This window comes from Enterobacter sp. 2VL (assembly GCF_005503595.1).
GTDB classification, from domain to species: Bacteria; Pseudomonadota; Gammaproteobacteria; order Enterobacterales; family Enterobacteriaceae; genus Enterobacter; species Enterobacter cancerogenus.
Genome location: NZ_SCNE01000007.1, coordinates 96,900 through 115,818, shown reverse-complemented (window position 1 = coordinate 115,818; position 18,919 = coordinate 96,900). Strand labels below are relative to the sequence as shown.

At 57.2% G+C, this 18,919-nt stretch carries 15 protein-coding genes; 7 read left to right on the top strand and 8 right to left on the bottom strand.

Going from position 1 to position 18,919, the window contains the following annotated elements; genetic code table 11:
- Positions 1–313: 313 nt before the first annotated feature.
- Positions 314–1,255: a tRNA modification radical SAM protein MnmL/YtqA gene (mnmL, locus tag FFS28_RS16910; RefSeq protein ID WP_137903545.1), complete on the top strand. Its 942-nt coding sequence runs from the start codon at positions 314–316 to the stop codon at positions 1,253–1,255.
- Here mnmL and FFS28_RS16905 read toward each other — a convergent pair.
- The gene (locus FFS28_RS16905) at positions 1,235–2,737 is read right to left on the bottom strand and encodes a helicase HerA-like C-terminal domain-containing protein (RefSeq protein ID WP_088208443.1); all 1,503 of its coding nucleotides are present in this window, start codon (positions 2,735–2,737) and stop codon (positions 1,235–1,237) included. The genes mnmL and FFS28_RS16905 overlap by 21 nt on opposite strands.
- Before the next feature lie 137 nt (positions 2,738–2,874).
- Between FFS28_RS16905 and FFS28_RS16900 the strand changes: the two genes are divergently transcribed.
- A complete protein-coding gene (locus tag FFS28_RS16900) occupies positions 2,875–4,515 on the top strand; it encodes a glycerone kinase (protein WP_137903522.1) in 1,641 nt (546 codons plus the stop codon).
- 44 nt (positions 4,516–4,559) lie between these two features.
- Here FFS28_RS16900 and ahr read toward each other — a convergent pair whose 3' ends face one another.
- The 5 genes from ahr to pepA all read right to left on the bottom strand — a co-directional run bounded on the left by ahr (position 4,560) and on the right by pepA (position 11,218).
- Positions 4,560–5,579, bottom strand: coding sequence for an NADPH-dependent aldehyde reductase Ahr (gene ahr, locus FFS28_RS16895; protein ID WP_006178803.1), 1,020 nt, complete (start codon positions 5,577–5,579; stop codon positions 4,560–4,562).
- Between the two features lie 83 nt (positions 5,580–5,662).
- On the bottom strand, positions 5,663–6,166 hold the full coding sequence (locus tag FFS28_RS16890; RefSeq protein ID WP_042322128.1) for a GNAT family N-acetyltransferase: 504 nt from the start codon (positions 6,164–6,166) through the stop codon (positions 5,663–5,665).
- Positions 6,167–6,289: 123 nt separating this feature from the next.
- The gene (locus FFS28_RS16885; RefSeq protein WP_101736893.1) at positions 6,290–9,145 is read right to left on the bottom strand and encodes a valine--tRNA ligase; all 2,856 of its coding nucleotides are present in this window, start codon (positions 9,143–9,145) and stop codon (positions 6,290–6,292) included.
- Positions 9,145–9,588 (bottom strand): DNA polymerase III subunit chi, encoded by a 444-nt coding sequence (gene holC, locus FFS28_RS16880; protein WP_006178800.1) that lies wholly within the window; start codon positions 9,586–9,588, stop codon positions 9,145–9,147. The genes FFS28_RS16885 and holC overlap by 1 nt, the downstream gene beginning before the upstream one ends.
- Before the next feature lie 118 nt (positions 9,589–9,706).
- The gene (pepA, locus tag FFS28_RS16875) at positions 9,707–11,218 is read right to left on the bottom strand and encodes a leucyl aminopeptidase (protein WP_137903521.1); all 1,512 of its coding nucleotides are present in this window, start codon (positions 11,216–11,218) and stop codon (positions 9,707–9,709) included.
- A 265-nt stretch (positions 11,219–11,483) separates the two neighbouring features.
- Between pepA and lptF the strand changes: the two genes are divergently transcribed.
- The 5 genes from lptF (at position 11,484) to mtgA (ending at position 17,747) form a co-directional block, all read left to right on the top strand.
- The gene (gene lptF, locus FFS28_RS16870; protein ID WP_137903520.1) at positions 11,484–12,584 is read left to right on the top strand and encodes an LPS export ABC transporter permease LptF; all 1,101 of its coding nucleotides are present in this window, start codon (positions 11,484–11,486) and stop codon (positions 12,582–12,584) included.
- Positions 12,584–13,666: an LPS export ABC transporter permease LptG gene (lptG, locus tag FFS28_RS16865; RefSeq protein WP_137903519.1), complete on the top strand. Its 1,083-nt coding sequence runs from the start codon at positions 12,584–12,586 to the stop codon at positions 13,664–13,666. The genes lptF and lptG overlap by 1 nt, the downstream gene beginning before the upstream one ends.
- Before the next feature lie 137 nt (positions 13,667–13,803).
- Positions 13,804–16,140: an aerobic respiration two-component sensor histidine kinase ArcB gene (arcB, locus tag FFS28_RS16860; protein ID WP_006178795.1), complete on the top strand. Its 2,337-nt coding sequence runs from the start codon at positions 13,804–13,806 to the stop codon at positions 16,138–16,140.
- A 231-nt stretch (positions 16,141–16,371) separates the two neighbouring features.
- A complete protein-coding gene (gene elbB / locus FFS28_RS16855; protein WP_137903518.1) occupies positions 16,372–17,025 on the top strand; it encodes an isoprenoid biosynthesis glyoxalase ElbB in 654 nt (217 codons plus the stop codon).
- The gene (mtgA, locus tag FFS28_RS16850; RefSeq protein WP_137903517.1) at positions 17,022–17,747 is read left to right on the top strand and encodes a monofunctional biosynthetic peptidoglycan transglycosylase; all 726 of its coding nucleotides are present in this window, start codon (positions 17,022–17,024) and stop codon (positions 17,745–17,747) included. Before elbB ends, mtgA begins: the two co-directional genes overlap by 4 nt.
- A gap of 39 nt (positions 17,748–17,786) precedes the next feature.
- On the opposite strand, the gene npr is transcribed toward mtgA, so the two are convergent.
- Positions 17,787–18,059, bottom strand: coding sequence for a PTS phosphocarrier protein NPr (npr, locus tag FFS28_RS16845; RefSeq protein WP_003861872.1), 273 nt, complete (start codon positions 18,057–18,059; stop codon positions 17,787–17,789).
- Positions 18,056–18,910: an RNase adapter RapZ gene (gene rapZ / locus FFS28_RS16840; RefSeq protein ID WP_006178792.1), complete on the bottom strand. Its 855-nt coding sequence runs from the start codon at positions 18,908–18,910 to the stop codon at positions 18,056–18,058. Before rapZ ends, npr begins: the two co-directional genes overlap by 4 nt.
- Positions 18,911–18,919: the final 9 nt, after the last annotated feature.

Sequence of the window (18,919 nt, the reverse complement as noted above, 5' to 3'; positions counted from 1 at the left end):
TGTGATCTGACTCACTATATGAAAGCGGTATTATCCCCGCAGCGTGCTGAATAGCCGTTTTAAAGCAGAATAATCATCTGGGCTGGGGTGCAAACCCGCATAAAGTCACTGTTTTTACGCGCTGGCGCTATAAATGAAAAAAACCATCAGAACATAAGGAAAAGTAATTACGGTTTGTTTGAATGAAACTGCAGTTATAGTGATTATTTATTCATAGGGGTAAAGGCCGTCCAGAGCGATTGATCCAGGTCATCGCCGACAGAGGCTAAAAATGGCAGGCTTGTCCCCTTTCTCCGGGACGGTCTATCAGATTATGCAGTTACAGAAATTAGTCAATATGTTTGGTGGGGATCTTTCGCAGCGTTACGGGCAAAAGGTTCATAAGCTGACGCTGCACGGCGGTTTTAGCTGCCCGAATCGCGACGGCACCATCGGGCGTGGTGGCTGCACGTTCTGTAACGTGGCCTCGTTTGCCGACGAAGCCCAGCAGCACAAATCCATTGCCGAACAGCTTGCGCATCAGGCAAGCCGGGTAAACCGCGCGAAGCAATATCTGGCCTATTTTCAGGCCTATACCAGCACATGGGCGGAGGTGCAGGTGCTGCGCGGGATGTATCAGCAGGCGGTCAGTCAGGCCAACATTGTGGGGCTGTGTGTGGGCACACGCCCGGATTGCGTCCCGGACGCGGTGCTGGATTTGCTCAGCGAGTATAAAGAACAGGGTTACGAGATCTGGCTTGAGCTGGGGTTGCAGACCGCGCACGATAAAACCCTGCATCGCATCAACCGTGGACACGATTTTGCCTGCTATCAGCGCACCACCCGTCTGGCGCGCGAGCGTGGGCTAAAAGTTTGCTCGCATTTGATTGTCGGCTTGCCGGGGGAAGGGCAGCAGCACGGGCTTGAGACGCTTGAAAAAGTGGTCGAAACCGGCGTCGACGGCATCAAGCTGCATCCACTGCATATTGTGAAAGGCAGCATTATGGCGAAAGCCTGGGAATCAGGCCGCCTGAACGGTATCGAACTTGAAGACTATACGGTGACCGCCGGGGAGATGATTCGCCATACGCCGCCGGAAATTGTCTACCATCGCATCTCCGCCAGCGCCCGCCGTCCAACGCTGCTGGCACCGCTGTGGTGCGAGAACCGCTGGACGGGGATGGTGGAAATCGACCGCTTCCTGCAGGAGCACGGTGTACAGGGTTCTGCCCTGGGGAGACCGTGGGTTCCCCGCCTACCGACGACGGCCGCCTAACAGGCTTCCCAGCATGCCGCGGATGATCTGATTGGTGACCTGACGCGCTGCGCTTTTCGCCATCGTCTGCACCACGCCGTCGCGCTTACCGCCGCGCGGCCCGGTGGTACCAAACAGAATGTCCTTCAGGCCGCCCAGGATCCCGTCGTCCACGGCCACGGACTGGCCTTTGGCGGGTGGCGCGCCCTGCGATTCTGCCGTTGCCTGCACCCCTTTTTGCAGCATTTCGAACGCGGACTCCCGATCCACCTCATCTTCGTATTTGCCGTAGAGGGGGGAATGGTTAATCAGACCGTTACGCTCATCATCGGTGACCGGTCCCATACGCGAGCACGGGGCGATAACCATGGCACGCTCTACCACCGACGGGCTACCCTTTGCGTCCAGGAAGGAAATCAGTGCCTCACCGGTGCCCAGCGCCTGAATAGCCGCTTCGGTATCAAAAGCCGGATTGGCGCGCATGGTTTGCGCAGCGGCTTTGACCGCCTTCTGATCCTTCGGCGTAAAGGCGCGTAAGGCATGCTGTACGCGGTTGCCGAGTTGCCCCAGAACATTGTCCGGGATGTCCGACGGGTTTTGCGAAACAAACCAGACGCCGACGCCTTTTGAACGGATCAGGCGGATCACCTGCTCAATTTTATCCAGCAACACCTGCGGCGCATCGTTGAACAGCAGGTGCGCCTCGTCAAAGAAGAACACCAGCTTCGGTTTATCAAGGTCGCCTGCCTCAGGCAGTTGCTCATAAAGTTCAGAGAGCATCCACAGCAGGCTGGCGGCATAGAGCTTCGGCATTTGATAGAGCTTTTCTGAACTCAGTATGTTGATGATGCCTTTGCCCTGACTGTCGGTACGCATCCAGTCTTTAATATCCAGCATCGGCTCACCGAAGAAATGCTCGGCGCCCTGTTGCTCCAGCGTCAGCAAACCGCGCTGGATGGCACCCACCGAGGCGCTGCTGATATTGCCGTACTGGTTCTGGAAGGATTTGGCGTTATCGCCGATATACTGGGTGATGGCGCGCAGATCTTTGAAATCAAGCAGCAGCAGCCCCTGATCGTCCGCAATGCGGAAGATAATATTCAGGACGCCGGTTTGCACCTCGTTAAGATCGAGAAGACGCGCCAGCAGCAACGGACCGAGATCGGAGACGGTGGCGCGCACCGGATGCCCCTTCTCACCGAAAATGTCCCACACCACGACCGGGTTGCTGTGCGGGGTCCAGTCAGTGATGCCAATATTTTTCAGACGTTCGAGCAGCTTTTCTGAAGCCGTCCCTTCCTGAGCCACCCCGGTGAGATCGCCTTTAACATCGGCCATAAATACCGGTACGCCCGCCTCTGAAAGCGACTCTGCCAGCTTCTGCAGGGTAACGGTTTTTCCCGTCCCGGTCGCGCCGGTGATCAGACCGTGTCGGTTGGTCATAGCGGGGAGTAAAAACAGCTCTTTTTCCAGCGTCCGGGCGATTAGCAGCGGTGTACTCATGATCCACATCCTCTCATTTTCATGAGTGGAGTATAGGCAACCCGACGGCAAATTGTCTGCGCAAATTCCTGACTTTGCGGCGCATTATCCAGCGCAGACTATGCTTTTTCATACGGTAAACAAAATTTTGGGAAGCTATGTCCAGATTCTTTTTTAATGACCGCAAACAGCTGGTCAACGACGCTATTGAAGGCATACTGCTTTCGGCTCCGCACGCTAACCTCGTCAAACTGGATATCGATCCGGCTATTCGCGTAGTGGCTCGCGGCGACTGGGACAAAAGCCGCGTGGCGGTGATCTCCGGTGGAGGCTCAGGCCATGAACCGGCGCACGCCGGGTTTGTCGGCAAGGGGATGTTGACGGCGGCAGTGTGCGGCGACGTGTTTGCTTCGCCGAGCGTGGATGCCGTGCTGAATGCCATTGTGGCGGTGACGGGTGAGCAGGGCTGTTTGCTGATCGTAAAAAACTATACCGGTGACAGGCTGAACTTCGGCCTGGCGGCGGAGAAAGCGAAACGCTACGGGCTGAACGTTGAGATGGTCATTGTGGCGGACGATATCGCCCTGCCGGATAACAAACAGCCGCGCGGCATTGCGGGCACGGTGCTGGTGCATAAAATTGCGGGCTATGCGGCGGAGCAGGGCAAACCGCTGAGTGAAGTCCGGGAGATTGCGCAGCAGGCCTGCGATAACCTCTGGAGCCTGGGTGTGGCGATGCAAACCTGCAACCTGCCGGGCAGCGATGATGATGAAGAGGGGCGCATTAAGCAAGGCCATGTGGAGCTGGGGCTGGGTATTCACGGTGAGCCGGGGGCGTCCGTTGTCGACACGCAAAACAGCAAAGCGATTATCGAGATGCTGGTGACGCCGCTTATCGCGAAGGCGGGCGAGGGGCGCTTTGCGGTGCTCATTAACAACCTTGGCGGCGTCTCGGCGCTGGAGATGGCGCAATTAACCAAAGAGCTGGCGCATTCAGCCCTTAAAGAAAGCATCGACTGTCTGATTGGGCCCGCGCCGCTGGTGAGTGCGCTGGATATGAAGGGATTTTCGCTGACGCTGCTCAAGCTCAACGATCTGTTCGAAAAAGCGCTGCATGCCGATGTTGAAACGCTCGGCTGGCAGAAACCGGTGGCGTTTGCGCCAGTGCGTACCGTTGCGCACAGCGCCCTTCACGATCGCGTGGAATATACCCCGTCAGCGAACCCGCAGGTCGGGAAGGCTGTCTCCTCGGTCACGAGCACGCTGATACAACTGGAGAACCACCTCAATGCGCTGGATGCAAAAGTGGGCGACGGTGATACCGGCTCCACCTTTGCGCAGGGCGCCCGGGATATTGCGCAATGTCTGGAAGAGAACACACTTCCGCTGAACGACCTGCCGACCCTGTTCTCGCTGGTGGGCGAGCGCCTTGCCACGGTGATGGGCGGATCGAGCGGCGTATTGATGTCGATATTCTTTACCGCTGCCGGGCAGAAGCTGGATGAAGGCCAGGCATTACCGGAAGCGCTGCTGAGCGGCCTGGGGCAGATGAAGCAGTATGGTGGTGCGGATCTGGGCGATCGCACCCTGATCGACGCGCTGCAACCGGCGCTGGAGGCGCTGCTGAAAGGCGATCTTCAGGCCGCGGCGCAGGCCGCACAGCAGGGCGCGGAGGCAACGGCCAAAATGGCGAAAGCCGGCGCGGGGCGCTCGTCGTATGTTAATCAAGAGAATCTGGATGGCGTGATGGACCCGGGGGCGGTAGCGGTGGCGGAGGTGTTTAAAGCCCTGGCGCAGTAGTGAAAATGCCCGGTGGCGCGATGCCGCCACCGGGCTCATTTACATTAAAAATCCGCTTTCAACACCACGCGGTAGCGGGCTTTGCCGTCGCGCACGTGCTGAATGGCTTCGTTGATTTTCGACATCGGATACAGTTCGGTGGTTGGCGCCACTTTAGTGCGTCCGGCAAACTTCATCAGCTTGCGCAGTTCAAAAGGCGTACCGGTGGCGGAGCCTGAAACGCTGCGATCGCCGCCAATCAGCGTAAACGCCGGGACAGGTAGCGGCTTCATCACCGCGCCAACGGTGTGGAAGTTGCCGCCGTAGGCCAGCGCTTCAAAGTACGGCTGCCAGTCGAGATCGACGTTGACGGTGTTAATGATCAGATCAAACTGGCCCGCCAGCGCGTTCAGCGCCTGCGGATCGCGGCTGTTTACGACTTTATCCGCGCCCATCGCCAGCACTTCTTGCTCTTTTGACGGGTTAGAGCTGAACGCCGTCACTTCGCAGCCCATGGCGTGCAGCAGCTTGATGGCGATATGGCCCAGACCGCCGATACCAATCACGCCCACGCGGCTGGTGGCGGTGATGTGGTGCATCAGCAGCGGTTTAAATACCGTAATACCGCCGCACAGCAGCGGGCCTGCGGATTCGATATCAATGCTGTCCGGCAGCGGGATCACCCATTGCCAGTCGGCGCGCAGTTTATCGGCGAAACCACCTCTGTTCACGATGGTTGGCACAGCGCCTTCAAGGCAGTTGATCTGGTTGCCGCTGATACAGGCATCACAGTGACCGCAGCTGCGTGCGGTCCAGCCGATGCCAACGCGCTGGCCAACCTTCAGCCCTTTATCCTGCGCGGCGGTACCGAGCGCGACCACGCGGCCAATCACTTCGTGACCGGCGACCAGCGGATACTGCGAGAAGCCCCATTCGTTGTCGATCATGGAGAGATCCGAGTGGCAGATCCCGCAATAATCCACCTGTACCTCGACGTCTTCAGCTTTCAGTTCGCCCGCATCGTACTCGTACAGTTCAAGTTCTGCACCCGCCTGCGGTGCGGCGTAGCTTTTTATCTTCGACATCGTGTTTCCCCCGTTATGGTGTGAACTGAGAGTGTAGAGCATTCAGTTTACAGCCGCTTAACAGAAGGCGGCAGGAACGGGAATTACAGACTTTTCAGCATTCTGACTTCGCAATCAACGTGGCCGGTGCAGCCCAGCGGCGCATCGATATGCTCGAAGCCCAGATGTTCATACAGGCCAATGGCCTCTTTGAGGAACGCGGTGGTTTCAAGATAACAGCGGGTGAAGCCTTCTGCGCGGGCGTGTTCAAGCGCAACCAGCGCCAGCTTTTTCGCCAGCCCCTGGCCGCGAATGGTGGGCAGAAAGTACATCTTCTGCAGCTCACAGATATCCGGCTCGCTGCAGGTCAAAGGCGCCACGCCGCCACCACCCACGACTTTGCCTGCCTGCTCAATGATCCAGTAGGCGTGGCCCGGCTGGCTGTAAAGCTGGAACAGTTCGTCAAGATTGGGGTCGGCTACGGTGTAGCCTTTATCGGCCGTAAGGCCATATTCGGCGGAAACGGTGCGGATAACGGCGGCGATAGCCGGGTTGTCCTGTTCAGTGATACGACGCATCGTCGTCGCGACGGGGGCAATCACGCTCATAGCATTACTCATGACAAAAATTGACACACAGGTGCTGTTAATAGCACTGGAGCAAGGGGAGTGCAAGCGAGGAGTTTTCAGGAAGGAAACCCCTTACGCCCTGAAGCGTAAGGGGTAAAAGCATTACAGGGCTGCAATAACCGCCTGCTGCTCAATCAGTTTGGTCTTCGCATCTGCGAAAGCAACCAGACGCTCACGCTCTTTAGCGATGACCGCTTCCGGCGCGCGGGCGACAAAGCCTTCGTTCGCCAGTTTGCTTTCGATTTTGCCGATTTCCACGTCGACTTTTGCCACTTCCTTCGCCAGACGCGCCAGCTCGGCGTCTTTGTCGATAAGACCCGCCATCGGGATCAGCAGCTCGGCACCGTCGATGATTTTGGTCACAGAAACCGGACCTTTGTCATCGGCAGGCAGCACTGTGATGCTTTCCAGACGCGCCATGGTTTTCAGGAAGGTGCTGTTTTCGTTCACGCGACGAACGGCAGCCTCGCTGCAGCCGCGCAGCAGCAGTTCCAGCGGTTTGCTCGGGGCGATGTTCATTTCTGCACGAACGTTACGCACGGCAACAATCGCCTGCTTCAGCCATTCGGTATCGGCAGCGGCGGCTTCATCAACGCGCGCAGCATCGAATTCCGGGAACGGCTGCAGCATGATGGTGTCGGCATCAATGCCTGCAATCAGCTTCACGCGCTGCCAGATGGTTTCGGTAATGAACGGGATGACCGGATGCGCCAGGCGCAGCAGTCCTTCCAGTACGGTGATCAGCGTGTTGCGCGTGCCACGCAGCTCGGCTTCGGATCCGCCGTTCATCACCGGCTTCGCCAGCTCCAGATACCAGTCACAGAACTGGTTCCAGGTGAATTCGTACAGGATGCCTGCCGCGATGTCGAAGCGGTAGCTGTCCAGCGCCTCACGGAAGGCTTTCACCGTCTGGTTGAATTCCGCCAGGATCCAGCGGTCAGCCAGCGACAGCGTCATTTCGCCGCCGTTAAAGCCGCAATCCTGATCTTCGGTATTCATCAGCACGAAACGGCTGGCGTTCCACAGCTTGTTACAGAAGTTACGGTAACCTTCCAGACGCTTCATGTCCCAGTTGATGTCGCGGCCGGTAGAGGCCAGCGCCGCCAGGGTGAAACGCAGGGCATCGGTACCGTGAGACTCAATCCCGTTCGGGAACTGCTTCTCGGTGCGCTTGCGGATCTTCTCGGCCAGCTGCGGCTGCATCATGTTGCCGGTACGTTTTTCCAGCAGCTCTTCCAGCGAAATACCGTCGACCATATCCAGCGGGTCGATAACGTTACCCTTGGATTTGGACATCTTCTGGCCTTCGTCGTCACGGATGAGGCCGGTCATGTAGACGGTATGGAACGGAACCTGAGGCTTGCCGTTTTCATCTTTGATGAAGTGCATGGTCATCATGATCATGCGGGCGATCCAGAAGAAGATGATGTCGAAGCCGGATACCATCACGCTGGTTGGGTGGAACTGACGCAGCGCGTCGGTATTTTCCGGCCAGCCGAGGGTAGAGAAGGTCCAGAGCGCGGAGGAGAACCAAGTATCCAGCACGTCTTCGTCCTGACGCAGGGCAACGTCAGCGCCCAGGTTGTTTTCCTGACGCACTTCGTCTTCGGTGCGGCCAACGTAGACGTTGCCTTCGTTGTCATACCATGCCGGAATACGGTGGCCCCACCACAGCTGACGGGAGATACACCAGTCCTGAATGTCACGCATCCAGGAGAAGTACATGTTTTCGTACTGCTTCGGCACGAACTGAATGTCGCCATTCTCAACCGCCTCAACGGCCGGTTTCGCCAGCACGTCGGCACGCACGTACCACTGGTCCGTCAGCATAGGTTCGATTACCACGCCGCCACGGTCGCCGTACGGCACGGTCAGATCGTGAGGCTTGATCTCTTCCAGCAGGCCCAGCGCGTCAACGGCAGCGACGATGGCTTTACGCGCGGCAAAACGCTCCAGCTTCTGGAACTCGGCCGGGATATCGCTTGAGTAAACGTCAGATTCTTCGCCTTTCGTGTCAAAGACCTGCGCGCTTTCGCGGATGTCACCGTCGAAGGTCAGGATGTTGATCATCGGCAGGGCGTGACGACGGCCCACTTCGTAGTCGTTGAAGTCGTGCGCCGGGGTGATTTTCACGCAGCCGGTGCCTTTTTCCATGTCGGCGTGTTCGTCGCCCACAATCGGAATACGGCGGTTAACCAGCGGCAGGACCACGAATTTACCGATCAGATCTTTGTAACGTGGATCTTCCGGGTTAACGGCCACGCCGGTATCGCCCAGCAGGGTTTCCGGACGGGTGGTAGCGACCACCAGGTAATCTTTACCGTCTGCGGTTTTTGCGCCGTCGGCCAGCGGATAGCGGATGTGCCACATCGAGCCTTTCGACTCGCGGTTTTCCACTTCCAGGTCAGAGATGGCGGTGCGCAGTTTCGGGTCCCAGTTCACCAGGCGTTTGCCACGGTAAATCAGGTCCTCTTTATACAGACGGACAAACACTTCTTTCACGGCGTTGGAGAGGCCTTCGTCCATGGTGAAGCGCTCACGCTCCCAGTCCACGGAGTTGCCGAGACGACGCATCTGACGGGTAATGGTGCCGCCGGATTCTGCCTTCCACTGCCAGATTTTGTCGATGAACGCGTCGCGACCGTAGTCGTGGCGGGTTTTACCTTCTTCAGCGGCAATTTTACGTTCAACCACCATCTGGGTCGCGATACCCGCGTGGTCAGTCCCCGCCTGCCACAGGGTGTTTTTACCCTGCATGCGCTGGTAGCGGATCATGGTGTCCATGATGGTTTGCTGGAAAGCATGACCCATATGCAAACTGCCGGTGACGTTCGGCGGCGGGATCATGATGCAGAAGGACTCTTTGCTTTCATCGCCGTTAGGCTTGAAATAGCCCTGCTGTTCCCAGTGCTCGTAAAGCGGCTGTTCGATATCGCGTGGGTTATATGTCTTTTCCATTATTTCCAGGTTGCCGTATTCAGGTTAAAACCGGCCAGGCGGTACGCTTTATAGCGTTCGCGCGCCAGTTGTTTCAAAGATTCTTCGTGAGGGACAAAGTCTACCACTTCTGTGAAAGCGGTGGCAAAATCTGCAAAGTCTATCCGCAGGCTGATAAGAATATCGCGCGCGCTACTGTTGCGCTTTTGCGGCCAGGCAATTTCAACCGGCGCACCGCCGCGTGGCCCTTCACCCGATAAGTTGTGCGGGACAAAACTTTCCGGCGGGCGTGCCCACAGCGCTTCATCAAGGCGAATCGCCTGCTGCTCATCTTCACAGGCAATCAACACGCGTTTGCCTGCGCGCCAACGTTCTGCGGCAATGTCACACACCAGTTGTTCTACGGCGCTGAGGCCGTCCTGTTGGGTGTCATTGTCCAGAAGGTAGAACGTTGCATTCTTCATATATGGGGCTTCTTGTCGTGGATTTAAATGCAAAGCCGGGTGGCGCTACGCTTACCCGGCCTACGGTTGAGCGACGTTGTAGGCCGGGTAAGGCGAAGCCGCCACCCGGCGTTTAACATCACTCGTCGCCGTTAAAACCCGCGCGGTTCAGCAGGAACTGCGACAGCAGCGCGACCGGACGACCGGTTGCGCCTTTGGCCTTACCGGAGCGCCACGCGGTGCCTGCGATGTCCAGGTGCGCCCAGTTGTACTTGCGGGTGAAGCGCGAGAGGAAGCAGCCTGCGGTAATCGCTCCGCCAGGACGGCCGCCGATGTTCGCCATATCGGCAAAGTTGGATTCCAGCTGATCCTGGAACTCGTCGGCCAGCGGCAGTCGCCATGCGCGGTCGCCAGCCTGCTCGGACGCCCCGATCAGCTCGTGCGCCAGCGGGTTATGGTTCGACATCAGGCCGGTGATGTGGTGGCCCAGCGCGATGACGCAGGCACCGGTCAGGGTTGCCACGTCGATAACCGCTTCCGGCTCGAAGCGTTCCACGTAGGTCAGCACGTCGCACAACACCAGACGGCCTTCGGCGTCGGTGTTGAGCACTTCAACGGTCTGGCCGGACATGGTGGTCAGCACGTCACCTGGACGATAGGCGCGGCCACCAGGCATGTTTTCACAGCCCGCCAGTACGCCGACAACGTTAATCGGCAGCTGGAGTTCGGCGACCATCCGCATGACGCCGTATACCGCTGCCGCGCCGCACATATCGTACTTCATCTCGTCCATGCCTTCGGCAGGCTTGATGGAGATACCGCCGGAGTCAAAGGTCAGGCCTTTACCCACCAGCACCACAGGACGCGCGTCCTCGGACGGGTTGCCTTTATATTCGATGACCGACATCAGGGACTCATTCTGGGAGCCGTTACCGACCGCCAGATATGAATGCATGCCCAGCTCTTTCATCTGCTGTTCGCCGATGACGCGGGTAATGACGTTTTTACTGTAAGCATCTGCTAACTGACGAGCCTGAGAGGCGAGGTATGCAGCGTTGCAGATGTTTGGTGGCATATTGCCCAGATCTTTTGCGGCTTTGATCCCGGCGGCAATTGCCAGACCGTGCTGGATAGCGCGCTCGCCGCTGGTCAGCTCGCGGCGGGTCGGGACGTTAAAGACCATTTTACGCAGCGGGCGACGCGGCTCGCTTTTATTGGTCTTCAGCTGATCAAAGCTGTAGAGGCTCTCTTTTGCGGTCTCGACGGCCTGGCGTACTTTCCAGTAGGTGTTGCGGCCTTTAACGTGCAGTTCGGTCAGGAAGCAAACGGCTTCCATCGAGCCGGTATCATTCAGCGTATTTATTGTTTTTTGAATGACCTGCTTATACTGACGCTCATCCAGCTCGCGTTCTTTACCGCAGCCAATCAGCAGAATACGTTCAGACAGTACGTTCGGCACATGGTGCAGCAACAGCGTCTGCCCAGGTTTGCCTTCCAGTTCGCCACGGCGCAGCAGGGCGCTGATATAGCCGTCACTGATCTTATCGAGTTGCTCGGCGATCGGGGAGAGTCGGCGTGGTTCAAAGACGCCCACAACGATGCAGGCACTCCGCTGTTTCTCCGGGCTACCGCTTTTTACACTGAACTCCATGCACTACGCTCCTGAATCTTAAAGACAACGACGGCTGCTACGGATAGAATTGAAACCTTTCGTAACTCATGTCCGCGGTTGTGGTGACTTCGTGTTAATCTTACGTTACTACGGTTTCGACACGTCATGTAATGAGCTGTATCGCGATTCCGCCGGGTTTTTTAATCTTAGCGATGATTTCGACGACTCAAGAGAATAAATGACGTTTAAGCCATGAAACAAGCTAAATTCCTGCAAAAGACGAGTTTTTACGGGCGTATTTAAAGTGATAATCATAAGATATCTGGTGCGGGAGACGCTGAAGAGCCAACTGGCGATCCTCTTTATCCTTCTTCTGATCTTTTTCTGTCAGAAGCTGGTCAAGATCCTCGGCGCGGCGGTTGACGGCGAAATCCCAACGAATCTGGTGCTTTCCCTGCTGGGGTTAGGCGTGCCGGAAATGGCGCAGCTGATCCTGCCGTTAAGCCTTTTCCTCGGCCTGCTGATGACGCTCGGTAAGCTCTATACCGAAAGTGAAATTACGGTGATGCACGCCTGCGGCTTGAGTAAAGCCGTGCTGGTGAAGGCGGCCATGGTGCTGGCACTGTTCACCGGTATTATTGCTGCTGTGAATGTGATGTGGGCGGGGCCCGCCTCCTCCCGGCATCAGGATGAGGTGCTGGCCGAAGCGAAAGCCAACCCGGGACTCGCCGCGTTAGCGCAAGGGCAGTTCCAGCAGGCCAGCGACGGCAACTCTGTGCTGTTTATCGAAAGCGTGGATGGCAACCGATTTAACGATGTCTTCCTTGCTCAGCTGCGCCCGAAAGGTAACGCTCGCCCCTCTGTGGTGGTGGCGGACTCAGGCCAGCTGTCGCAGCGTAAAGATGGCTCTCAGATCGTGACGCTCAATAAAGGCACACGTTTTGAAGGCACGGCGATGCTGCGCGACTTCCGCATTACCGATTTCCAGAACTATCAGGCGATTGTCGGTCATCAGACCGTTGCGCTCGACCCCACTGATACCGAACAGATGAATATGCGTACCCTGATCGCGACAGACAGCGACCGCGCGCGCGCTGAGCTGCACTGGCGTATCACTCTGGTCTTCACAGTGTTTATGATGGCGCTAATGGTGGTGCCACTGAGTGTGGTGAACCCACGTCAGGGGCGCGTGCTCTCCATGCTGCCCGCCATGCTGCTTTACCTGGTGTTCTTCCTGTTACAAACCTCGATTAAGTCTAACGGTGGCAAAGGTAAGATTGATCCAGCCATCTGGACCTGGGTGGTCAATGGGCTGTATCTGTTGTTGGCAGTGGGGCTTAATGTATGGGATACGGTGCCTGTGCGCAGGATCCGCGCCCGTTTTACGCGTAAAGGAGCCATCTAATGCAGGCATTTGGCGTTCTTGATCGCTATATCGGTAAAACGATTTTTACCACCATCATGATGACGCTTTTCATGCTGGTGTCGCTCTCGGGCATTATCAAATTTGTCGATCAGCTGAAAAAAGCCGGACAGGGCAACTATGACGCGTTGGGCGCGGGGATGTATACCCTGCTCAGCGTGCCAAAAGACGTGCAGATCTTCTTCCCGATGGCGGCTCTGCTGGGGGCGCTGCTGGGTCTGGGGATGCTGGCACAGCGCAGCGAGTTGGTCGTGATGCAGGCGTCAGGCTTCACCCGTATGCAGGTTGCGCTGTCGGTGATGAAAACCGCGATTCCGCTGGTGCTGCTGACCATGGCGATTGGCGAGTGGGTCGCGCCGCAGGGCGAACAGATGGCGCGTAACTATCGTGCGCAGGCCATGTACGGCGGCTCGCTGCTTTCAACGCAGCAGGGGCTGTGGGCGAAAGATGGCAACAACTTCGTCTATATCGAACGTGTGAAAGGTGACGACGAGCTGGGCGGGGTGAGTATTTACGCGTTCAACAACGAGCGCCGCCTGCAGTCGGTTCGTCACGCCTCGTCGGCGAAGTTCGACCACGAGCACAAACAGTGGCGTCTTTCGCAGGTGGATGAATCAAACCTGACCGATCCGAAGCAAATCACCGGTACGCAGACGGTCACTGGCACCTGGAAAACCGACCTGACGCCGGACAAGCTGGGCGTGGTGGCGCTTGATCCTGATGCGCTCTCCATCAGCGGCCTGCATAACTACGTCAAGTACCTGAAGTCGAGTGGCCAGGATGCCGGGCGCTATCAGCTCAATATGTGGAGCAAAATCTTCCAGCCGCTGTCGGTGGCGGTAATGATGCTGATGGCCTTGTCATTTATCTTTGGCCCGCTGCGTAGCGTGCCGATGGGCGTGCGTGTGGTCACCGGGATCAGCTTTGGTTTCGTGTTCTACGTGCTTGACCAGATCTTTGGTCCGTTGACGCTGGTATACGGCATCCCGCCCATCATCGGTGCGCTGCTGCCAAGCGCCAGCTTCTTGCTGATCAGTCTCTGGATGTTGCTGAGACGCTCCTGATAACGCGGCTTTCTCGCTCCCGGATCCCCGGGAGCGAAGCTAATCTCCTGTTTCACCCCGCACTTTTTCTCACAACCTTCCACGCCTCGCCGCGAATTTGAGTATTATTGAGCCATAACGTCGTGAAGGGATCCTCTATGAAGCAAATTCGAATGCTGGCCCAGTATTACGTCGATCTGATGATGAAGCTCGGGCTGGTGCGTTTCTCCATGCTGCTGGCTTTGGCACTGGTCGTCCTGGCAATTGTGGTGCAAATGGCCGTGACCATGGTTCTGCATGGCCAGGTCGAGAGCATCGACGTCATCCGCTCCATTTTCTTTGGCCTGTTAATTACGCCGTGGGCGGTCTATTTCCTCTCTGTGGTGGTGGAACAACTGGAGGAGTCTCGCCAGCGCCTGTCAAAGCTGGTTGATAAGCTGGAGGAGATGCGCGAGCGCGATCTTAAGCTCAACGTCCAGCTCAAAGACAATATCGCCCAGTTAAATCAGGAAATTACTGACCGCGAGAAGGCCGAAGCCGAGCGTCAGACCACGCTTGAGCAGCTCAAAATTGAGATGAAGGAGCGCGAAGTTACGCAGATCCAGCTCGAGCAGCAATCCTCTTTCCTGCGCTCTTTCCTTGATGCCTCGCCGGATCTGGTGTTCTACCGAAACGAAGATAAAGAGTTCTCCGGCTGTAACCGCGCGATGGAGCTGCTGACCGGGAAAAGTGAAAAACAGCTGGTGAACCTGAAGCCGCAGGATGTTTACTCCGAAGAGGCGGCCGCCAAGGTGATGGAGACCGACGAAAAGGTGTTCCGCCACAACGTTTCACTGACCTACGAACAGTGGCTGGACTACCCGGACGGGCGTAAGGCCTGCTTTGAGATCCGCAAGGTGCCGTACTACGACCGCGTGGGTAAACGTCACGGTCTGATGGGCTTTGGTCGCGATATCACCGAGCGTAAGCGCTATCAGGACGCGCTGGAGCGCGCCAGCCGCGATAAGACCACCTTTATCTCCACCATCAGCCACGAGCTGCGTACGCCGCTCAACGGTATTGTGGGGCTGAGCCGTATTTTGCTCGACACCGACCTGACCGCTGAGCAGGAAAAATACCTTAAAACGATCCACGTTTCGGCGGTTACGCTGGGCAATATCTTCAACGATATTATTGACATGGATAAGATGGAGCGTCGCAAGGTGCAGCTCGATAACCAGCCGGTAGACTTCACCGGCTTCCTGGCAGACCTGGAAAACCTCTCCGGCCTTCAGGCGCAGCAAAAAGGGCTGAGCTTCGTGATGGAGCCAACCCTGCCGTTGCCGCATAAAGTGGTGACGGACGGCACGCGCCTGCGGCAGATCCTGTGGAACCTCATCAGCAACGCGGTGAAATTTACCCCGCACGGGGGCCGGGTCGCGGTGCGTATTCGCAATGAAGAAGGGGATATGCTGCGCTTTGAGGTAGAAGACTCGGGGATCGGCATCCCGCAGGAGGAGCAGGATAAAATCTTTGCTATGTATTATCAGGTCAAAGACAGCCAGGGCGGCAAGCCCGCGACGGGTACCGGCATTGGTCTGGCCGTCTCAAAACGACTGGCGAAGAGCATGGGAGGGGATATCACCGTCTCCAGCCAGCCGGGTAAAGGCTCGACCTTCACCCTGACGGTCCATGCGCCAGCGGTGGCCGAAGAGGTCGAAGACACATTTGAGAGTGACGATATGCCGCTGCCGGCGCTGCACGTTTTACTGGTGGAAGACATCGAGCTGAACGTGATTGTCGCCCGCTCGGTGCTGGAGAAACTCGGTAACAGCGTGGACGTCGCCATGACCGGTAAAGCCGCGCTGGAGATGTTCACACCGGGGGAATATGACCTCGTTCTGCTGGATATCCAGCTGCCGGACATGACCGGCCTGGACATCTCCCGCGAGCTGACTCGCACCTATGCGGCGGAAGATCTGCCTCCGCTGGTTGCGCTGACGGCGAACGTGCTGAAGGATAAAAAAGAGTACCTCGATGCCGGTATGGATGATGTGCTCAGCAAGCCGCTGGCGGTGCCTGCCCTGACCGCCATGATCAAGAAGTTCTGGGATACCCGAGATGAAGAGGAGAGCACCATGACGTCTGTTGATAGCGCGAAAGCCCAAACGATACTGGATACTGCCATGCTGGAGCAGTATATCGATTTGGTCGGACCTAAGCTGATTACCGATGGCCTGGCCATATTTGAGAAAATGATGCCGGGCTATCTGAGCGTGCTCGAGTCCAACCTGACCGCGCGGGATCAAAAAGGCATTGTCGAGGAAGGGCATAAAATCAAAGGTGCCGCCGGTTCGGTCGGCCTGCGCCATCTGCAGCAGCTCGGCCAGCAGATCCAGTCGCCGGATCTTCCTGCCTGGGAAGATAATGTGGCTGAATGGGTTGAAGAGATGAAACAGGAGTGGCAAAACGATGTGGCGGTGCTGAAAGCCTGGGTGGACGCCAGAAAAAAATGACCCCGGCTTAACCGGGGTGCGCGAATACTGCGCCAACACCAGGGAAATCGTGGCTGCGCCGGATTTTTTGTGTTGTTTTCGCATGGACGCCGCCTGAATATTTAGGCCGCACGCAGATAAGATAGCAAATCTTAAATGATTTGTTACATGAATCAGTGAAATGTGTGAAGCATAGCGTTTTAATCAAAATTATTAATGTGCTTCAGTACGTTGCAAAGAAGGATCCTCAAGATGAAAAAAATAGGTGTCGTGCTGAGTGGCTGCGGTGTTTACGACGGTTCGGAGATCCATGAAGCGGTATTAACCCTTCTGGCGCTCTCCCGCCAGGGCGCGGAGGTGGTCTGCTTCGCGCCGGATAAAAGCCAGGCGGATGTGATCAATCATCTCACCGGCGAACCGATGGCGGAAAGCCGTAACGTGCTGATTGAAGCGGCGCGCATCGCCCGCGGGGATATTCATCCGCTGGGGCAGGCAGACGCGTCACAGCTCGACGCATTAATCGTGCCGGGAGGCTTTGGTGCGGCCAAAAATCTCAGCACCTTTGCTGCCCAGGGGGCAGAGTGCCATGTTGATCCCGATTTACGCTCCCTCGCCAGGGCAATGCATGCGGCGGGTAAACCGCTGGGCTTTATCTGTATTGCGCCCGCGATGCTGCCGAAAATCTTTGATTTCCCGCTGCGTCTGACCATCGGGACCGATATCGATACGGCCGACCTTATCGAAGAGATGGGGGGCGAACATGTTCCTTGCCCGGTGGACGACATTGTGGTCGATGAAGAGAACAAGATTATCACCACGCCCGCGTACATGCTGGCGCAGAGTATCGCTGAGGCCGCCACGGGCATTGATAAGCTGGTGGACCGGGTGCTGGTTCTGAGCGAATGAAGCGCAAATGGGGAGCAGGCGCATGGGTGAAACGCATCCTGGTGCGCATCGTGGTGGTGCTGGCGGTATTCTGGGGTGGCGGGATTGCCCTGTTCAGCATCGTACCGGTGCCTTTCTCCGCCGTCATGGTCGAACGGCAGCTGAGTGCCTGGCTCACCGGGGATTTTGGCTACGTTGCACACGCTGACTGGGTGAGCACGGAGTCGATTTCGCCGTGGATGGGGCTGGCGGTGATGGCGGCAGAAGATCAGAAATTCCCGGAGCACTGGGGTTTTGACGTGGCGGCGATCGAAAAGGCGCTTGCTCATAACGAACGCCATGAGAACCGGGTGCGCGGCGCATCGACGATATCGCAGCAAACCGCGAAAAATCTCTTTTTGTGGGATGGCCGCAGTTGGGTGAGAAAAGGGCTGGAGGCCGGGCTGACGCTGGGCATTGAAACGGTCTGGAGTAAAAAGCGCATTTTGACCGTCTATCTCAATATCGCAGAATTCGGTGACGGCGTGTTTGGCGTGGAGGCCGCTTCACAACGTTATTTCAATAAGCCCGCGAGCCGGTTAAGTATGTCTGAAGCAGCGCTGCTGGCTGCCGTCCTGCCGAATCCGATCCGCTTTAAAGCAAACGCGCCGACAGGGTATGTGCGCAGCCGTCAGGCGTGGATCATGCGGCAGATGCGCCAGCTGGGTGGGGAAGGGTTTATGGAGCGTAACAAGCTTATGTAGGGCGGGGCAGCATCGCGCCACCCGCCTTTGCGCTGAGGGTTAGTCTTCGTCAAACCCAGCGTTAAACAGGGCAATCACCGCGGCCAGCGCTTCTTCTTCCTGCGGGCCGGTGGCCTCCACCTCAATCTGACGACCTTTGGCAGAATCCAGCATCAGCAACGCAATCACGCTGTTGGCTTCTGCCTCGGTCCCCTCATCGTTGCGCAGCAACACCTCTGCGTCAAAGCCCTGCATCAGTTCAAACAGCTTCATCGCCGGACGGGCGTGCATACCCAGCTTATTGGTGATCTCAACGGTCTGTTTTACGGTCATGTTTTACGTTTTTCCAGCGTGCGATGACGGGACTGAACGTTCTTGCCGCGTGAGCGGAAGTAATCGGCCAGCTGCTCGGCAATATAAACCGAGCGATGTTTACCGCCGGTACAGCCAATCGCCACCGTCAGGTAGCTACGGTTGTTGGTCTCCAGCATAGGTAACCATAGCTCAAGGTAGCTTCGCGTCTGGTAGATAAAATTGTGAACTTCTGTGTGTCTGTCGAGGAACGCCGCGACGGGCTTATCCAGACCGGTCATTGGACGCAGCTTGGGATCCCAGTGGGGGTTCGGCAGGAATCGCACGTCGAAGACATAATCCGCGTCGATCGGAATACCGTGCTTAAAGCCGAAGGATTCGAATACCATTGTCAGTTCACGCTCGCGTTTGCCCAGTAGACGGGTACGCAGCATCTCTGCCAGCTCGTGGACGGACATTTCGGAGGTGTCGACAATCAGATCGGCGCGGGAGCGCAGCGGCTCCAGCAGGTCGCTCTCCTGATCGATGGCGCTTTCCAGGGAGAGATTTTTACTGGAGAGTGGGTGCAAACGACGCGTGTCGCTGTAGCGACGGATCAGCGTGTTACGGTCGGCGTCAAGGAACAGCAACTGAGGCGAGAAAGCCTCCGGCAGGTTGCTCATCGCCTGCTCAAACACTTCCGGCGACTCTGGCATGTTGCGGACGTCGATACTCACTGCCGCCGAGATCTGCCTGTCCGCGAGCGTTTGAGCCAGCTCGGGCAAGAGCACCACCGGCAGGTTATCTACGCAGTAAAAGCCCATATCTTCCAGCGCGCGCAGGGCGACGGATTTCCCCGACCCTGAACGACCGCTGACGATCATCAACACCATGTTCCGTTT